The sequence below is a fragment of the Nonomuraea sp. NPDC001831 genome (genome assembly GCF_042892035.1).
Lineage (GTDB): Bacteria > Actinomycetota > Actinomycetes > Streptosporangiales > Streptosporangiaceae > Nonomuraea.
Genome location: NZ_JBIATU010000003.1, coordinates 927,833 through 943,380 on the forward strand (window position 1 = coordinate 927,833; position 15,548 = coordinate 943,380).

Below are 15,548 nucleotides of genomic sequence, written 5' to 3' on the forward strand. Positions count from 1 at the left end.
CTGGGTAATGCACCCTAAGGAACCGGGGAAACCTTCAGAACCGGAAGAGAGTAAACCCTCTGGGAAGGCCGCGCGTCCCACTGATGTGACCACCGAAACCCTGCTGGCCGACAGGTCGATGGGGGCGGTGCCGGTCGGGTGGGATGCCGACATGGCCGTGACCGCGCTCTACAGCGCGCACTTCCGGTCATTGGTGCGTCTCGCGGTGTTGCTGGTGCGTGACATGGCAACCGCCGAGGAAGTCGTGCAGGACGCGTTCGTCGCCATTCACGGCGCCTGGCGCAGACTGCGCGATCCCGACAAGGCACTCGCTTACCTGCGTCAGTCTGTCGTCAACCGGTCCCGTTCCGTGCTGCGTCACCGCGCGGTCGTCGAGAAATACGCCCCCAAGGGCCTGCCGGACGCCCCGAGCGCCGAGAACGGCGCGATCGGCGAGCTGGAACGCTCCGCCGTCATTGAGGCGTTACGCGCCCTGCCGACCCGACAGAGAGAAGCACTGGTTCTGCGTTATTACGGAGATCTGTCCGAAGCTGAGATCGCCCACGCCATGGGCATCAGCAAGGGCGCGGTCAAGAGCCACACCGCCCGTGGAATGGCCGCGTTGCGGTCCGTCCTGGAGAAGATGTCATGACCCAGCCCCCCGACGAGTACGGCGACGTCCTGCGCCGTGCGCTCCGCGCGGAGGCGGACGCGGTCGTGCCCTCGCCGGAAGGACTGCAGATCATCCGCGCCCGCATCGAGCGGCGCGGCGTCCGTAACCTGTTCTGGTGGCGTGCGGGCGCGGCGGCGGTCAGCGCCGTGCTGGTGGCGGGGACGATCGTGATGGTCGTTCCCGGGCTGCGCTCCCAGATCTTCGAGACGCCCGTCAAGGTGGTGGACAACTCGACCACCACCCCCGGCAACTCCTCGACCAGGCTGTCCACGCCGCCCAGGCCCGGCAGTCACAGCGCCGAGCCGCCGCCCGCGGTGGTCGTGCCGCCGAGCCACAGCGAGACCCATCGGCCCTCGGAGACGGCCAGGTCGACCAGGCAGCCCACGCCGTCGCCGACGCCGTCCTCGACGCCCTGCCCGAGCGGCGAGCCCGCCGTCGGCCAGGAGTGCCCCGAGATCACGCCGACCCCCACGCCGACCCCGCCGGAGACGACCGACACGCCGACGTCGTGCCCCTCCGACGAGTGCCCGCCGGACGACCCGCCCACCGGCCCGAGCGACCTGAGCAGCCCGCTGGTGGACGTGCCGCACACCACACCCTGAGCCTGGATCACCAGCGCCCGGTGCGCGCGAGCAGCACGGCCGCCGCCGCCACCCCCGCCGTGGAGGTGCGCAGCACGGTGGGCCCGAGCAGCACGGGCACCGCCTTGGCCGGGGCGAACCTGCGCAGCTCCTCCTCCGAGACCCCGCCCTCGGGCCCCACGACGACGACGATGTCGCCGCCGGGCGGCAGCGCCACCTTCGACAGCGGCTCGGCGGCCTCCTCGTGCAGCACGAGCCCCAGCGCCGCGTCGGCCAGCAGCCCCTCGACCTGGGCGGTGGAGGCGAGATCGGCCACCTGCGGCAGGTGGAACCGGCGCGCCTGCTTGCCGGCCTCGCGGGCCGTCGAGCGCCACCGGCCCAGCGCCTTGGCGATCTTGTCGCCCTTCCACTGCGTGATGCTACGCGAGGCGGCCCAGGGCACGATCACGTCGACCCCCACCTCGGTCATCATCTCGACGGCCAGCTCGCCCCTGTCGCCCTTGGGCAGCCCCTGGACGACCACGAGCCGCCGCGCGGGCGGCTCGACGGTGTAGCGGGCGAGCACGTCGAGCGCGAGCGCGTCCTTGAACACCTCGCGCACCACGCACTCGGCGACGTCGCCGGCGCCGTTGGTCAGGTCGACCCGCTCGCCGGCGCGCAGGCGCCGCACGGAGGCCGCGTGCCGCCCCTCAGGGCCGTCGAGCGTGAGCTCGGCGCCGTCGAGGTCCTCGGCGAGGAACACGGGGACGGTCACGGGTGATCGTCACCTGCCGTTGAAGGCGTCACGCAGGCGGGAGAAGAAACCCTGCTGGCCGGGGGCGAACTTGCCCGGCGGCCGCTCCTCGCCGCGCAGCCTGGACAGCTCGCGCAGCAGGTCCTCCTGCGTCTGGTCGAGCCGCATCGGGGTCTCGACGTTGACGTGGATGAGCAGGTCGCCCCTGCCGGACTCGTTGAGCCGCTGCACGCCGCGCCCGTACATGGTGATGACCTGGCCGGACTGGGTGCCGGGGCGCACGTCGATCTCCTCGGAGCCGTCGAGCGTCTCGACGGCGAGGATCGTGCCGAGCGCGGCGGCCGTCATCGGGATCTGGACCGTGCAGTGGAGGTCGTCGCCGCGCCGCTCGAAGATCTCGTGCGCGCGCTCGACGATCTCCAGGAAGAGGTCTCCGGGCGGGCCGCCGCCGGGGCCGACCTCGCCCTCGCCGGCGAGCTGGATGTGGGTGCCGTCCTCGACGCCCGCGGGGATGCGGACCTTGATCGTACGGCGGGTGCGCACCCGGCCGTCGCCCGAGCACTCCTGGCAGGGGTGGCGGATGATGCTGCCGAAGCCGCCGCACTGGGGGCACGGCCGCGAGGTCATGACCTGGCCCAGGAACGAGCGGGTGACCTGGGAGATCTCGCCGCGCCCGTTGCACATGTCGCAGGTGTCGGGGTGGGTGCCGGGGGCCGCGCCGGCGCCGTGGCACACCTCGCACAGCACGGCGGTGTCCACGACCAGCTCGCGGGTGGTGCCGAACGCCGTCTCGCGCAGGTCGAGCTCGACCCGGATGGTGGCGTTGCGGCCCCTCCTGGCGCGCGAGCGCGGACCGCGGGTGCCGCCCGCGGTGCCGAAGAAGGCGTCCATGATGTCGCTGAAGGGGAAACCCGCGCCGAAGCCGCCGGCGCCCGCTCCCGCACCCGCGCCGCCGCCGAAGGGATCGCCGCCCAGGTCGTACATCTGGCGCTTGTTCGGGTCGGACAGCACCTCGTAGGCCTGCGTGATCTCCTTGAACCGCTCCTGGGTCTCAGGATCGGGGTTCACGTCGGGGTGCAGCTCGCGGGCGAGGCGGCGGTAGGCCTTCTTGATCTCGTCCTGACTGGCGTCACGGCGCACCCCGAGGGTGGCGTAGTAGTCGCTGTTTGCCACTTATCGACCTCTTAAGATGCAGCCAGGATCTGGCTGACGTAGCGTGCCACCGCGCGTACGGCGCCCATCGTCACGGGGTAGTCCATCCTCGTGGGACCCAGCACGCCGAGCCGGGCCAGTTGGTTGTCGCCAGAACCGTATCCGGTTGCGACGATGGACGTGCCGCGAAGGTAGGGGTTTTCCGAGCCGATGCGCACGGTGAGCGCGGACGGGGTGTCTGTGGATGTCTCGCCGAGCAACCGCATGAGCACGACCTGCTCCTCCAGCGCCTCCAGCACGTCGCGCAGGCCGGTGGCGAAGTCGGCGCCCGCGAGATTGGCCGCGCCGGCGAACACGATCTTCTCGTCATGGCGTTCGACGAGGGTTTCGAGCAGCACCGACAGGATCGTGGCCACGGCGGGCCGGTCCTCGGCGGGCAGCCGCTCGGGCAGGTCGGCGACCAGTTCGGGGACGTTGCTCAGCCCGCAGCCGTCGAGGCAGGAGTTGAGCACCGCGCGCAGATGGGCGATGCGGTCGTCCTCCACCACCTCGGGCAGCTCGATCACGCGCTGCTCGACGCGCCCGGTGTTGGTGATCAGCACGAGCATGACCCGCCGGTCGTTGAGCGGGACCAGCTCGACGTGCCTGACCGTGGAACGGGTCAGCGTCGGGTACTGCACGACCGCGACTTGCCGGGTGAGCTGCGCGAGCAGCCGCACGGTGCGGAAGACCACGTCGTCGAGGTCGACCGCGCCGGCGAGGAAGGTCTCGATCGCCCGCCGCTCGGCCCCCGACAGGGGCTTGACCTGCGAGAGCCGGTCGACGAACAGGCGGTAGCCCTTGTCCGTCGGCACGCGGCCCGCACTGGTGTGCGGCTGGGTGATGTAGCCCTCCTCCTCCAGAGCGGCCATGTCGTTCCTGACCGTTGCCGGGGAGACCTTGAGGTTGTGGCGCTCTGCCAGCGCCTTGGAGCCCACCGGTTCGTTGGTGGACACGTAGTCTTCGACAATGGCGCGGAGCACCGCAAGCTTCCGTTCGTCGAGCACGTGCTCACCTCCTGCCTCTGCCTAACAGGGAAACGACAGGTCTAGCACTCCGTGTTCCCGAGTGCCAAGTGTACGGCTCTCGCCCACAAGGTGCGATAACACCAGGTCCCATCCTGTTGCTAGCGGCTTACAAGCGACAGGCCTCACACTTGCCGCATGACCGACAATTCCCAGCCCCCGCAGTACGGACCGCCCCAGGGGCAGGGTCCCTACTACGGTCAGCAGAACCAGCACGCCCAGCCGCCGTACCAGCCGCAGCAGCCCGGCCAGCCGCCCTACCAGCAGCAACAGCCGTCCGCCCCGTACGGCCCCCCGCCCCAGTACGGCCAGCAGAACCAGTACGGCCAGCAGAACCAGTACGGCCAGCAGAACCAGTACGCCCAGCCCGACCAGTACGCCCAGCCGAACCAGTACGGCCCCCACAACCAGTACGGCCAGCAGCCGCAGTTCCCGGCCAGGATCGACGGCAAGGCGATCAGGCCGCGCCTGTGGTGGATCGCCGTCGTGTGGGCGGTCGCCGTGGTGCTGGGCGTCGTGGGCGTGGTCGTGTTCGCCGGCGGCGTGCTGAGCAGCGTCACGGACATGGCCCCGACGACCACGTTCGCGTCGGGCGAAAGCGTGAAGGTCGCGATCGACCCCGCCAAGCGCCCGGCCGTCTACATCGCCACCGACACGCGGGTCAACTACCAGTGCGAGATCTCCGGCGGCCCGGCCCAGGCCAGGCTGGTCAAGGTCTCCGGCACCCAGACGCTCAGCGCCGGCGGCACCACCTGGCAGGAGATCCTCGCCGTCAACGCCCCCGCCAAGGGCGACTACCAGCTGACCTGCGCCACGCAGGAGGAGTCGTCGGCCCGCTTCGGCGTGGGCCGGGACGTGCTCTCCGCGGCGGGCGGCCTGTTCGGCGGGGTGGCGGCGCTGTTCCTGTTCCCCGGCGCCGGCCTGCTCATCGGCATCGTCGGCACGGTCGTCGTGCTCGTCCGGCGCAGCGGCGCGCGTAAGCGCCTTGCGGTCAGCGGGTGATTTGCTACGGTCCCCGTGTGTACGAGGGTGATGTGCTGGCGGGTAATTGGCGGCGGCCGGGCAAGGGCAAGATCCCGAAGGTGCCCGCCGAACTCGACCTGGTCGTGGAGGACGCCGACAGCGGCTTCTGCGGCGCCGTGGTGGCCTGCGACAAGGAGGCCGTCACCCTGGAGGACCGGTTCGGCAAACGCCGCCTGTTCCCGCTCGCGCCGGCCGCGTTCCTGCTGGAGGGCAGGCCAGTGACGCTGGTGCGCCCGGCGGCCGCGGCTGCGGCTGCGTCTGCGGCTGCGGGGCCCAGGCGCAGCGCGTCCGGGTCCATCGCCGTGGAGGGGCTGCGGGCGCGGGTCGCCAAGGAGAGCCGGATCTACGTCGAGGGCGTGCACGACGCCGCGCTCGTGGAGAAGATCTGGGGCCACGACCTGCGGGTCGAGGGGGTCGTCGTCGAGTACCTGGAGGGCGTCGACGACCTGCCCGCCATCGTGGCCGAGTTCGCCCCCGAGCCGGGCCGCAGGCTCGGCGTGCTGGTCGACCATCTGGTGCCGGGGTCGAAGGAGAGCCGGATCGCGGCCCGGATCACCTCGCCGCACGTGCTCGTCGTGGGTCACCCATACATCGACATCTGGCAGGCGGTCAAACCGTCCGTGCTGCGCATCCCGGGCTGGCCCGACGTGCCGCGCGGGGTGCCGTGGAAGGAGGGCGTGCTCGCCGCACTGGGCTGGCGCATGGAGCCCGCGGACGCCTGGCGGCGCATTCTGGGCGCCGTCTCGTCCTACACCGACCTGGAGCCGGAGCTGCTCGGCCGGGTCGAGGAACTGATCGACTTCGTTACGGAGGCATCATGAGCCAGGACCCGCCGCCCGCCGACGACCCAACCCCCGACGTCCCGCGTTCTGACGTGCCGCCTTCTGACATGCCGCGTTCTGACGTCCCGCGTTCTGACGTCCCGCGTTCTGACGTGCCGCCTTACGACGCGCCCCGCGACCAGGGCTCCGGCCCCCAGCTCGGCTACGGGCAGCAGCCGGGTTCCCAGCCGGACTACGGGCGGCAGCCGCCGAGCGGACCCGGCCCGCAATCCGGCCCCATGCCTCCGCCGCCCCGCTACGTGCCCCCGCCGCCCGGCTACGGCCGGCCCCCCGGTTACGGACAAGCTCCGGGCCACGGGCAGCAGGGCTACGGCCACCCCGCCGGGCCGTACGTGCCCGGCCGGTTCGGCCCGCGCCGCGGCAGCGACGACACCACGATGGCCATGCTCGCCCACCTGCTGGGCCTGCTCGTCTCGTGGATCGGCCCGCTGGTCATCTACCTGATGAAGAAGGACGAGTCCCCCTATGTCAGGGACCAGGCAGCCGAGGCGCTGAACTTCCAGATCACGATGTTCATCGGCTACGCGGTGGCGATGGTGCTGTCGATCGTGCTGGTCGGCCTGCTGCTGTTCCCGATCATCTGGATCGTGTCGCTGATCTTCCACGTCCAGGCGGCCATCGCCACCAACCGGGGCGAGAACTACCGCTACCCGTTCGCCATCCGCCTGGTCACATGAGCTCGGTGATCAGGGCGTCGGCCAGCAGCCGCCCCTTGAGGGTGAGCACCATCCGGCCCGCCCTGAACGGCTCCGGCTCCAGCAGCCCACGGGCCAGCGCGCTCGCCACGGACGTGCGCGCGCCGGGCGCGACCTCGGCGAGCGGGTAGCCGGAGACCAGCCGCAGCTCCAGCATCAGCCGCTCGGCGGCCCGGTCGTCGCCGGTGAGCACCTCGCGCGCGTGCGCGGGCGAGGCGCCCGCCGCCAGGCGCTGGGCGTAGGCGGCCGGGTGCTTGACGTTCCACCAGCGGGTGCCGCCGACGTGGCTGTGGGCGCCGGGGCCGGCGGCCCACCAGTCGCCGCCGGTCCAGTAGAGCAGGTTGTGCCGGCAGCGGGCCTGCTCGGAGGTGGCCCAGTTGGACACCTCGTACCAGGAGAAACCGGCCTCGGCCAGCATCTCCTCGGCGATCAGGTAGCGGTCGGCGGCGACGTCGTCGTCGGGCATCGGCAGCTCGCCGCGCCGGATGCGGGCCGCGAGCCTGGTGCCCTCCTCCACGATCAGCGAGTACGCCGACACGTGGTCGGGCCCGGCCTCGATCGCGGCGGCCAGCGAGGCTCGCCAGTCGTCGTCGGACTCCCCCGGCGTGCTGTAGATCAGGTCGAGGTTGACGTGCTCGAACCCGGCCGCCCGCGCCTCCTTGACGGCCCGCGCCGGACGCCCCGGCGTGTGCCTGCGGTCGAGCACCTGGAGCACGTGCTCACGCGCGCTCTGCATGCCGAAGCTGACCCGGTTGAAGCCACCCTGACGGAGTTTGTCGAGGTAGGCGGGGTCGACGGACTCGGGGTTGGCCTCGGTGGTGACCTCCGCCCCCGGCCGCAGCCCGAACTCGGCGTCGATCGCGGCCAGGACGCGCGCCAGGTCCTCGGGAGGCAGCAGCGTGGGCGTGCCGCCGCCGAAGAACACCGTCTCCACGGGCAGGTCGGCGTCGCCGAGCACGCGCCGGGCCAGGCGCACCTCCGCCACGACCGTGTCGGCGTAGTCGCGGTGGGAGGCGCCGGGCCCTAGCTCGGCGGCCGTGTAGGTGTTGAAATCGCAGTAGCCGCAGCGGGTGACGCAGAACGGCACGTGCACGTAGAAGCCGAACGGGCGCTCGCCGAGCCCGCGCAGCGCGCTGTCGGGCAGCTCGCCGGAGGCGGGCGCCGGATCGCCGTCGGGCAGGGTGGATGGCACGTCATCCAGTGTGCCTGCTCACGGATGTGCTCAGAGCCATCGAAGGAGGCGGCACATGACGGGCGTCGGAATCGTGGGCGCGGGGATCTCCGGGCTGACGCTGGCCCTGCGGCTGCAGCAGCTCGGCGTCGCGACCACGCTCTACAGCGAGGGCGACGCGGCCGACCTGGGCCGCGGGCGGCTGCCGAACACGGTCGGCAGGATGGGCCGCGCGCAGGACCGCGAGCGGGAGCTGGGCAGCCTGCACTTCCTCGACCCGGGCTGCCTGCTGGTCAGCGGCCGCCTGTCGATCAAGGGAGATCCGCCGCTGGAGTTCACCGGCCGCGTGAGCGAGCCGTTCCACGGGGTCGACTTCCGGGTGCTGCTGCCGGCGCTCATGGACGACTACACCGGCAGGGGCGGCCGGCTGGTCGTCGATCCCCTCCCGCCGGACGCGGGCCAGGTCGCCCGCTGGTCGCGCGACCACGAGCTGATGGTGGTCGCCACCGGGCGGCGCTCGGTGCGCGAGCTGTTCCCGCGCGTTCCGGCGTGGTCGCCGTACGAGGCGCCGCAGCGGATCCTGGCCGCCGGCCTGTTCCACGGGTTCGACCCGGGGCCGGCCTTCGGCTTCAACATCTCGCCCGGCTGCGGCGAGATCCTGTCCATGGCGATGATGACCCGGTCGGGCGTGCATGGCGGCGTCCTGGTCGAGGCGATCCCCGGCGGGCCGCTCGACGTGCTGGCCCGGGTGCCGGCCGACGAGTTCTGCAAGACGCTGCTCGCTCTGCTGCCCGAGCACGCGCCGCGCCTGGCCGAGCAGCTCGATCCGGCCGCGTTCGAGCTGCTCGGGCCGGAGGACCTGCTGCAGGGCGCGATCACGCCGGTCGTGCGCGAGGCGGTGGCCGAGTTGCCCGGCGGCGGCGTGGCGCTGGCGATCGGCGACGCCTGGGTCACCAACGACCCGATCACGGGGCAGGGGGCGAACCTGGGCTCGGCCTGCGCCTGGATCGCGGCCGAGGCCATCGCGGCGGGCGGGCCGTACGACGCGGCGTTCGCGCGGGAGACGGCCCGGCGCATGTGGGTGGCGGCCGAGCCGGTCGTCGCGTGGACGAACGCCTTCCTGCGGCCGCCGGCGGAGCACGTCCTCAGCCTGCTCGCGGCGGCCGCGACCAGGCAGGAGCTGGCCGATCTGGTGCTGTCGCTGTTCGGCGACCCGGCGCGCGCGTGGCGGCTGTTCTCCAGCGCCGAGGAGGTGGCGCGCGTCGTTGACGGCACGGGGTGACGGTTCTACGATCGCGTCAACTTATAGGAAAGTTTCTTATAAGTTCACCCCCCAGGAGCGCCCGTGAAGAAGATCGTCCTCGCACTCTCGCTCTTACTCGGGCTGACGGCGGTGTCCGTGCCCGCCGAGGCCCATCCCGGATTCAAGCGGGTCGCCTACTTCATCCAGTGGGGCGTGTACGGGCGCAACTACCACGTCAAGGACGTGGACACCAGCGGCGCCGCCGCCAAGCTCACCCACCTCAACTACGCCTTCGGCTTCGTCAACGCCGAGGGCTCCTGCTACTCGGCCGACCCCTGGGCCGACTGGCAGCGCCCGGTGCCGGCCGAGCAGAGCGTGGACGGCGTCGCCGACCAGCCGGGCCAGGCGCTCAACGGCAACCTCAACCAGCTACGCAAGCTCAAGGCCAAGCACCCCGGCCTCAAGGTGCTGATCTCGCTCGGCGGCTGGACCGGGTCCAAGTACTTCTCCGACGCCGTGCTCACCGCCGAGTCGCGGTCCGCGCTGGCCCGGTCGTGCGTCGACCTGTGGCTGCGCGGCAACCTGCCGGGCCTGGAGCCGGGCGCGGGCGCCGGCGTGTTCGACGGCGTCGACCTGGACTGGGAGTGGCCGGGCTCGGCGGGCAACGACGGGAACGTGATCAGGCCCGAGGACCGGCGCAACTTCACCCTCTTCGTCGAGGAACTGCGCGCCCAGCTCCGGGCCTTCTCGGCGAGCTCGCAGCTCACCGCCTTCCTCCCGGCCGCCGCCGCGAAGATCGACGCCGGGTTCGAGGTGCGCCGGGTGTTCCGGTCGCTCGACTTCGCCACCGTCCAGGGGTATGACCTGCACGGCACCTGGGAATCGCGGACCGGGCACAACGGGAACCTGTTCAACGACCGGCGCGACCCCAACCCTGTCAAGTACAGCGTGGACCAGACCGTCCGCGACTACCTGTCGCGCGGCGCGCCCGGCCGCAAGATCGTCGTGGGCGTGCCCGCGTACGGACAGGGCTGGACCGGCGTGACCGGCGGCGGCGACGGCCTCTGGCAGCCCGCGACCGGACCGGCCGCCGGCAAGTGGGGGCCGGGCAGCGAGGACTACAAGGACCTGGCGACCAAGCCCGGCAAGCGCTACCGGGACGTGCGCACCGGCGCGATGTGGCTGTACGACGGCAACGAGTTCTGGTCCTACGACGACCCGGCGTCGCTGCTGGAGAAGGCGGCCTACATCCGGCTCAAGGGCCTGGGCGGCTCGATGATGTGGTCGATCGACCAGGACGACGCCCGCGCCTCCCTCACCTCGGCCCTGTACACCGTCCTGCGCTAGACGGACGCCCGGCCGGGCGCGCGGTCTCCGCCCGTCTGGAGAGCCGCCCATCCGTGCCGGGCGCGCGGTCCCTGCCCGTCTGGAGAGCCGCCCATCCGTGCCGGGCGCGCGGTCCCTAGCCGTCCGCCCGGCCCGCCCGTGCGGCCAGCTCGTCCCATTCCGGGGCGTGGCCGGGGACCGCGAGCACCCGGGCCAGCGCGTCGGCGTCGCCGTGGCGGGCGCGGAAGGCGTCCGCCACCGTCATCCCGGTCTCCGGACGCGAGACGATCTCCACCTCGTCGCCCGCGCCCAGCTCGCCCGGCTCGACCACGGCCAGGTAGGCCCCTGGCCGCGCGGCCCGCGTGAAGCGCTTGAGCCAGCCCGGCTCGTCCATCCAGTTGCGGAACACCACGCAGGGGATGCGCGGGCCGGTGACCTCCAGCAGGGCGCTGCCGACGCGCCACCGCTCGCCCACGAGGGCGCCGTTGACGTCGAGACCGGCGGTGGTCAGGTTCTCCCCGAACCGGCCGTCGCGCAGGTCGCGGCCGAGCTCGCCCTGCCACCAGTCGTAGTCCTCGCGGGCGTAGGCGTAGACGGCATGGGAGGGGGCGCCGTGGTTGGGCGTGTCGGCCCGCTCGTCGCCGGCCAGGCCGTTGCGCAGCACCGCCACCCGGTGGGGCACGGCCCGCTTGTCGATCGCCGTACGGCCGAGCTTGCCGGCCCATTCCGCGTCGAACGACCGCCCGACGTTGACGGAGAGGATGCGCATGCCGCGACGGTAGCGGACGGACGGACACAGAGCGCACCGATTTTTCCGGCTTTCTCGGCCTATCGACGGAGAACAACGGACATGTGCCCATTCGGCCTGTTCGCCGAGCCGTCACCCGCGCCTGTCGCCGGGCTCCGGCGGCACCCGGGCGAGCTGGGAGTCGGCGTCGAACTCGGCCAGTTGTAACAGGGTCTCCAGGGCCGCCTGCCTGGTCTCCTCGACCGAGCCGCCGCGTTCGCCGAAACACTCGGCCGCGACGTCGAGCAGCGCCGCCACCACCGCCGCGTCGGGATAGGGCACGTCGACCACCACCCTGCCGTCGCCGCCCACCTCGGCGGGTCTCAGGTGAAGCCGCAGCAGCCGCCGGGTCTCCTCCGCCACGGCCACCCCCAGCACAGCGGCACGCTCGAATCGCTCAGAAGCAATCACGTCACCCTCCAGTAGCACTGGTGTTCGGGAACAGCAAAGGTAGCGACCGGCACCGACAGAATCGGCTCTCACGCCCAAGGGAAGGTGGGGCAAGCCCGCAGGAAGCCGTGGGAGACCCGTGGGAAGGCCGCGGGAAGCCGTGGGAGACCCGCGGGAAGGCCGCGGGGAGTCGTGGGGAAGGCCGCGGGAAGCCGTGGGAAGGCGCGGGAAGGCCGCGGGAAGGCCGCGGGAAGGCCGTGGGAAGCCCCCGGAGACCGGTCGCGCGGGCGGCCGGCGGGGTGGCTACGCTCGAACGGTGAGCGGTTTGATCATCGAAGTCGCGGACCTGTCCGTCGAGCTCGGGGGCAATCCGGCGCTCCGGGGCCTCGACCTGGCCGTCGAGCCGGGTGAGGTCGTGGCGGTCGTCGGGCCCAACGGTTCGGGCAAGTCCACGTTGCTGCGCTGCCTGGCCGGCCTCCAGCCCGCCACCTCCGGCGAGGTCCGCGTGTTCGGCGCCGAGCCCGCCGACGACGCGCCCTTCTGGCGCCGGGTGGCACTGCTCGGCGACGAGCCCGCCTGGTACCCGGGGCTGACGGCGCGCGAGCACCTGGAGCTCATGGGCGCCGTCTACGCCGAGGCGCGCATGACGGTGGACTCGGCGCTGGAGGAGTTCGCGCTGACCGAACGGGCCGACGCGCCGCCGCTCAACCTGTCCACCGGCCAGCGCCAGCGCCTCTGCCTGGCCGCCACGCTGCTCAGGCCGAGCACGCTGCTGCTGCTCGACGAGCCGGAACGCGGCCTCGACGCGGCCTTCCGCGTCCGGCTCGGAGAACTCCTGGAGGAGTACGCCGACGAGGGCGGCACCGTGGTGATGGCCACCCACGACCAGGCCCTGGCCGACGCCGCCCGCCGGGTCTCCCCCGCCGGGGTGCCCGCATGAGCGGCCACGACGCCGTCGTCCGCGAGAGCGGCCCGACGGGGAAGGCGGCGGGACGGTGAGCGCGGGCGAGGTGAGCGCGGGCGAGGTGAGCGTGCGGTCGGTGCGGGCGTTCGTCCGGGCGCGCGGGCGGGCGCCGGCCGGGCTGGTCGATCGGTACGTCAGCCTGTTCGGGCTGTGCATGCTGCTCGCCGTGGTCGGGCAGCCGCTGTCCTCGGTGGTCTCCGGCCTGGGCGGGACGGTCGAGCCGGGGCGGACGGGCGCGGGGGTCGCGCTGGTGCTGCTGGGGTTCGCGGGCTGCCTGGCGCTGGCGCGGGCGGCCGGGCCGGTGATGGTGCCCGCCGCGGAGGCGTCCTGGTTGCTGACCTCGCCGCTGGACCGGCGGCGGCTGCTCGGGCGTTCCGGGCGGGTGCTCATGGTCGTCGCGCTGGTGGCGGGGCTGCTGCTCGGGCTCGGGCTGCTGGCGGCGCTCGGCGCGCCCGGCGCGCTGGTGTGGCGGCTGCTGGCCGCGCTGGCGGTGGCGACGGCGGCGAGCGTGGCGGGCATGGCGCTGGCGATGCTCGCCCAGTCCTCCCCGACCTGGAACCTGTGGCTGACCGGCGTGCTGGTCGCGCTCCTGGTGCTGGCCGTGGTCGCCGTCAGCGGCCAGGCCCGGACGGCGCTCGCGGCCGCCGCGAACGCGCCCCTGCCCGCGCTGGCCGCCACGGCGTCGGCCATGGCGGCGCTGGCCGCCGTGCTGGCCCGCCGGGCGTGGGGGTCGCTGGCCGCCATCCCCACCCGGCTGCTGCTGACCGCCTCCACCCGGGCCGGGCACGTCACCGACGCCGCCGTCACCCTCGATCCCGGCGCGCTGACCTGGATCGCCGAGGACAACCACTGGCGGGCCAGGAAGCTCGTCTCACGGCCGTGGCCGGGGCTGCCCGCGCCGCTCGCGCTGGCCTGGCAGGACTGGGTGCGGCTCGGCCGCCGTCCCTGGCGGCTGGCGGCCACGGCGGCGAGCGCGGCGTTGCCCGCCGTGTTCGCCCAGGCGGGCGCCGCTCCGGCGGCTCTCGGGCTGGTCGTGCTCGGCGGCGCGCTGGCGGTGGCGGCGTCCGGCACGTCCGGCGCGCGCCGGGACGCCGACAACCCCGCCCTGGCCAGGCTGACCGGCGTGGGCGCGCGTCCGGCGCTGGCGGCTCGGGCGCTGCTGCCCGGCCTGCTGGGCGGCGCCTGGGCGGCCCTGGCCCTGGCGGGCGTCGCGGCGGTGGGCGGCCTTCCGTCCGGCACGTGGATGTTCGGGCTGCTCACCGCGCCCGCGCTGGCGGCCGGGGCGTTGCGGATGGCCAGGAGGGGGCCGGTCGACCATTCGATGCCGGTCATCGACACCCCCGGCGGCGCGGTCCCGACCGGTCCGCTGTTGTGGGCGGCCACGGGCGCCGACCTGGCGCTGCTCGGCTGCCTGCCCGCGGTGGTCGCGCTGGCCGGCGGGCCGGCCGCGACGGGCGGGTTCCTGGCGGCCCAGGCGGTGGCCGGCCTGGTGGCGCTGGCGGGCGTCCTGATGCGGCCCCGTCCGGGCCGGCGTCCCCGCCCCTGAGCGGCCGGCCGACGACTCAGGCGACGACTAAGCCGACACACAGCTCAGCCGACGACTCAGGCGACGGCTCAGGCGACGGCTCAGAGCGGTCAGGGCACGGCTCTGGGCGGTCAGGCGACGTAGAGGTCGCTGGGCACGCCGCCGTACGGGATCGTGCGCTCCCTGTGCAGGCCCGCCTTCTCCGCCACCCGGCGGGACGGCTCGTTGCCGTCCCCGATCAGGGCCACCACGGGGCCCAGGTCGCGCCCGACGCGCAGGGCCGCCCTGGCGAGCTCGACCGCGTACCCGTGGCCCCAGGCGGTGGGGCGGAATCGGTAGTACAGGTGGAGCACGTCCTCGCCGTCCAGGGCCGCGTGCCGCAGGCCGCCGACGCCCAGCACCTGCGAGGCGTCCGTCAGCCGGGCGGCCCAGTAGCCGATCCCCCGTTCCTCCCAGTCGGCCAGCCACAGGTCGAGCATGACCCGGCTGGCCTCCAGGTCGACGGTGGGCCCGGCGGAGCTGTAGACGTTCGTCCGCGGGTCGGAGTGGATCTCGTGCACGGCTTCGAGGTCCTCCGGGCGGATCCGGGACAGGACCATTCGTTCCGTACGCACCACTTCCACCCTTTCAGGGTATCCGCTGCCATCGCTAAGCTATCGGTAGCAATCGAACAGCGATGGGGGAACGCCGATGGACATCGCCCGCGTGCAGGCCTCGCTGCGTCTGATGGCGCGCGGCCTGGAGGAGCTGGCCGCCGCGCTCGGCGACGAGGAACTGAGCGAGGCCGAGCGCACGGCCCACGTCATCGCGGAGTGGGGCCGCCGCGGTCTCACCCAGAAGGAGGCGTCGGCGCTGTTCCAGCGGCACGGCTTCGCCCCCCAGACCACGGGCGGCTGGGCCCGCGGCGACTGGGTGGAGCTCGGCGACGACGGCCTGCGCTACCTCACCGCCAAATCGCACGCCTGGCTGGAGGAACGATCATGACCTTCTCGGTCCGCATCGCCGTACGCGGCTACGAGCTCGACACCCAGGGCCACCTCAACAACGTGGTCTACCACCAGTACGGCGACCACGCCCGCTGGGAGTGCCTGCGCGCGGCCGGCATCTCGATCGACGACCTGCGGGAGGCCGGCGTCGGCCCGGTGACGCTGGAGAGCACCATCCGCTTCCACCGCGAGCTGCGCGCCGGCGACGAGGTGGAGGTGAGCTGCGCGTTCGAGTGGGGCGCGGGGAAGACGTTCCGGATCAGGCAGGAGTTCAGGGGCGCGGACGGCGACCTGGCCGCCGAGCTGACCGGCGTCGGCGGGCTGATGGACCTGCGGGCCCGCCGCCTGCTCCCCGACCCGGGCCGGCACTGGCGGGCGCTCGCGCGAACGCCCGCCGTGCTGGGCCTGTAGCGG

General features: G+C 73.1%; 18 protein-coding genes. 11 read left to right on the forward strand and 7 right to left on the reverse strand.

Features of this window, described 5'->3' with window-relative positions; translation table 11 throughout:
• Positions 1–118 precede the first annotated feature (118 nt).
• Positions 119–631 carry a SigE family RNA polymerase sigma factor gene (locus ACFYYW_RS15020; protein ID WP_049573205.1) on the forward strand — a complete coding sequence of 171 codons (513 nt, stop codon included), beginning with the start codon at positions 119–121 and terminating at the stop codon, positions 629–631.
• The gene (locus tag ACFYYW_RS15025; RefSeq protein WP_352324083.1) at positions 628–1,254 is read left to right on the forward strand and encodes a hypothetical protein; all 627 of its coding nucleotides are present in this window, start codon (positions 628–630) and stop codon (positions 1,252–1,254) included. The genes ACFYYW_RS15020 and ACFYYW_RS15025 overlap by 4 nt, the downstream gene beginning before the upstream one ends.
• A gap of 7 nt (positions 1,255–1,261) precedes the next feature.
• On the opposite strand, the gene ACFYYW_RS15030 is transcribed toward ACFYYW_RS15025, so the two are convergent.
• Genes ACFYYW_RS15030 through hrcA form a run of 3 tightly spaced genes read right to left on the reverse strand, consistent with a single transcriptional unit; the run spans position 1,262 to position 4,164 of the window.
• Positions 1,262–1,987 (reverse strand): 16S rRNA (uracil(1498)-N(3))-methyltransferase, encoded by a 726-nt coding sequence (locus tag ACFYYW_RS15030; RefSeq protein WP_387648825.1) that lies wholly within the window; start codon positions 1,985–1,987, stop codon positions 1,262–1,264.
• A 9-nt stretch (positions 1,988–1,996) separates the two neighbouring features.
• Complete coding sequence (gene dnaJ, locus ACFYYW_RS15035; protein WP_352324081.1) at positions 1,997–3,139, reverse strand: molecular chaperone DnaJ; 1,143 nt, start codon at positions 3,137–3,139, stop codon at positions 1,997–1,999.
• 11 nt (positions 3,140–3,150) lie between these two features.
• Positions 3,151–4,164, reverse strand: coding sequence for a heat-inducible transcriptional repressor HrcA (gene hrcA / locus ACFYYW_RS15040; RefSeq protein WP_352324080.1), 1,014 nt, complete (start codon positions 4,162–4,164; stop codon positions 3,151–3,153).
• Between the two features lie 156 nt (positions 4,165–4,320).
• Here hrcA and ACFYYW_RS15045 point away from each other — a divergent pair, with 156 nt between their 5' ends.
• The 3 genes from ACFYYW_RS15045 (at position 4,321) to ACFYYW_RS15055 (ending at position 6,724) form a co-directional block, all read left to right on the forward strand.
• Positions 4,321–5,184: a DUF456 domain-containing protein gene (locus tag ACFYYW_RS15045; protein ID WP_387648828.1), complete on the forward strand. Its 864-nt coding sequence runs from the start codon at positions 4,321–4,323 to the stop codon at positions 5,182–5,184.
• A gap of 17 nt (positions 5,185–5,201) precedes the next feature.
• Positions 5,202–6,026 (forward strand): DUF3097 domain-containing protein, encoded by an 825-nt coding sequence (locus tag ACFYYW_RS15050; RefSeq protein ID WP_387648830.1) that lies wholly within the window; start codon positions 5,202–5,204, stop codon positions 6,024–6,026.
• 113 nt (positions 6,027–6,139) lie between these two features.
• A complete protein-coding gene (locus ACFYYW_RS15055; protein ID WP_387648833.1) occupies positions 6,140–6,724 on the forward strand; it encodes a DUF4870 domain-containing protein in 585 nt (194 codons plus the stop codon).
• On the opposite strand, the gene hemW is transcribed toward ACFYYW_RS15055, so the two are convergent.
• Complete coding sequence (gene hemW, locus ACFYYW_RS15060) at positions 6,717–7,934, reverse strand: radical SAM family heme chaperone HemW (RefSeq protein ID WP_364419118.1); 1,218 nt, start codon at positions 7,932–7,934, stop codon at positions 6,717–6,719. The two genes, ACFYYW_RS15055 and hemW, sit on opposite strands and share 8 nt — an antisense overlap.
• 55 nt (positions 7,935–7,989) lie before the next feature.
• Here hemW and ACFYYW_RS15065 point away from each other — a divergent pair, with 55 nt between their 5' ends.
• A complete protein-coding gene (locus ACFYYW_RS15065) occupies positions 7,990–9,195 on the forward strand; it encodes a styrene monooxygenase/indole monooxygenase family protein (protein WP_387648836.1) in 1,206 nt (401 codons plus the stop codon).
• Between the two features lie 63 nt (positions 9,196–9,258).
• Entirely contained in the window at positions 9,259–10,503 is a 1,245-nt protein-coding gene (locus tag ACFYYW_RS15070) for a glycoside hydrolase family 18 protein (protein WP_387648839.1), read from the forward strand.
• Between the two features lie 115 nt (positions 10,504–10,618).
• Here the strand turns inward: ACFYYW_RS15070 and ACFYYW_RS15075 are convergent, their stop codons facing one another.
• Both ACFYYW_RS15075 and ACFYYW_RS15080 read right to left on the reverse strand, forming a co-directional pair.
• Complete coding sequence (locus ACFYYW_RS15075; RefSeq protein WP_387648842.1) at positions 10,619–11,251, reverse strand: MOSC domain-containing protein; 633 nt, start codon at positions 11,249–11,251, stop codon at positions 10,619–10,621.
• Positions 11,252–11,362: 111 nt separating this feature from the next.
• Complete coding sequence (locus ACFYYW_RS15080) at positions 11,363–11,680, reverse strand: hypothetical protein (protein WP_387648844.1); 318 nt, start codon at positions 11,678–11,680, stop codon at positions 11,363–11,365.
• A 295-nt stretch (positions 11,681–11,975) separates the two neighbouring features.
• On the opposite strand from ACFYYW_RS15080, the gene ccmA reads away from it, so the two are divergent.
• Positions 11,976–12,599, forward strand: a complete 624-nt coding sequence (gene ccmA, locus ACFYYW_RS15085; protein ID WP_387648846.1) for a heme ABC exporter ATP-binding protein CcmA — start codon at positions 11,976–11,978, stop codon at positions 12,597–12,599.
• Positions 12,600–12,654: 55 nt separating this feature from the next.
• On the forward strand, positions 12,655–14,169 hold the full coding sequence (locus ACFYYW_RS15090; protein WP_387648849.1) for a DUF6297 family protein: 1,515 nt from the start codon (positions 12,655–12,657) through the stop codon (positions 14,167–14,169).
• Positions 14,170–14,279: 110 nt separating this feature from the next.
• Here ACFYYW_RS15090 and ACFYYW_RS15095 read toward each other — a convergent pair whose 3' ends face one another.
• Positions 14,280–14,762 (reverse strand): GNAT family N-acetyltransferase, encoded by a 483-nt coding sequence (locus ACFYYW_RS15095; RefSeq protein WP_387648852.1) that lies wholly within the window; start codon positions 14,760–14,762, stop codon positions 14,280–14,282.
• 76 nt (positions 14,763–14,838) lie between these two features.
• Between ACFYYW_RS15095 and ACFYYW_RS15100 the strand changes: the two genes are divergently transcribed.
• Both ACFYYW_RS15100 and ACFYYW_RS15105 read left to right on the forward strand, forming a co-directional pair.
• The gene (locus ACFYYW_RS15100) at positions 14,839–15,132 is read left to right on the forward strand and encodes a hypothetical protein (protein ID WP_387648855.1); all 294 of its coding nucleotides are present in this window, start codon (positions 14,839–14,841) and stop codon (positions 15,130–15,132) included.
• Positions 15,129–15,545 (forward strand): acyl-CoA thioesterase, encoded by a 417-nt coding sequence (locus ACFYYW_RS15105; RefSeq protein WP_364419105.1) that lies wholly within the window; start codon positions 15,129–15,131, stop codon positions 15,543–15,545. Before ACFYYW_RS15100 ends, ACFYYW_RS15105 begins: the two co-directional genes overlap by 4 nt.
• Positions 15,546–15,548 lie beyond the last annotated feature (3 nt).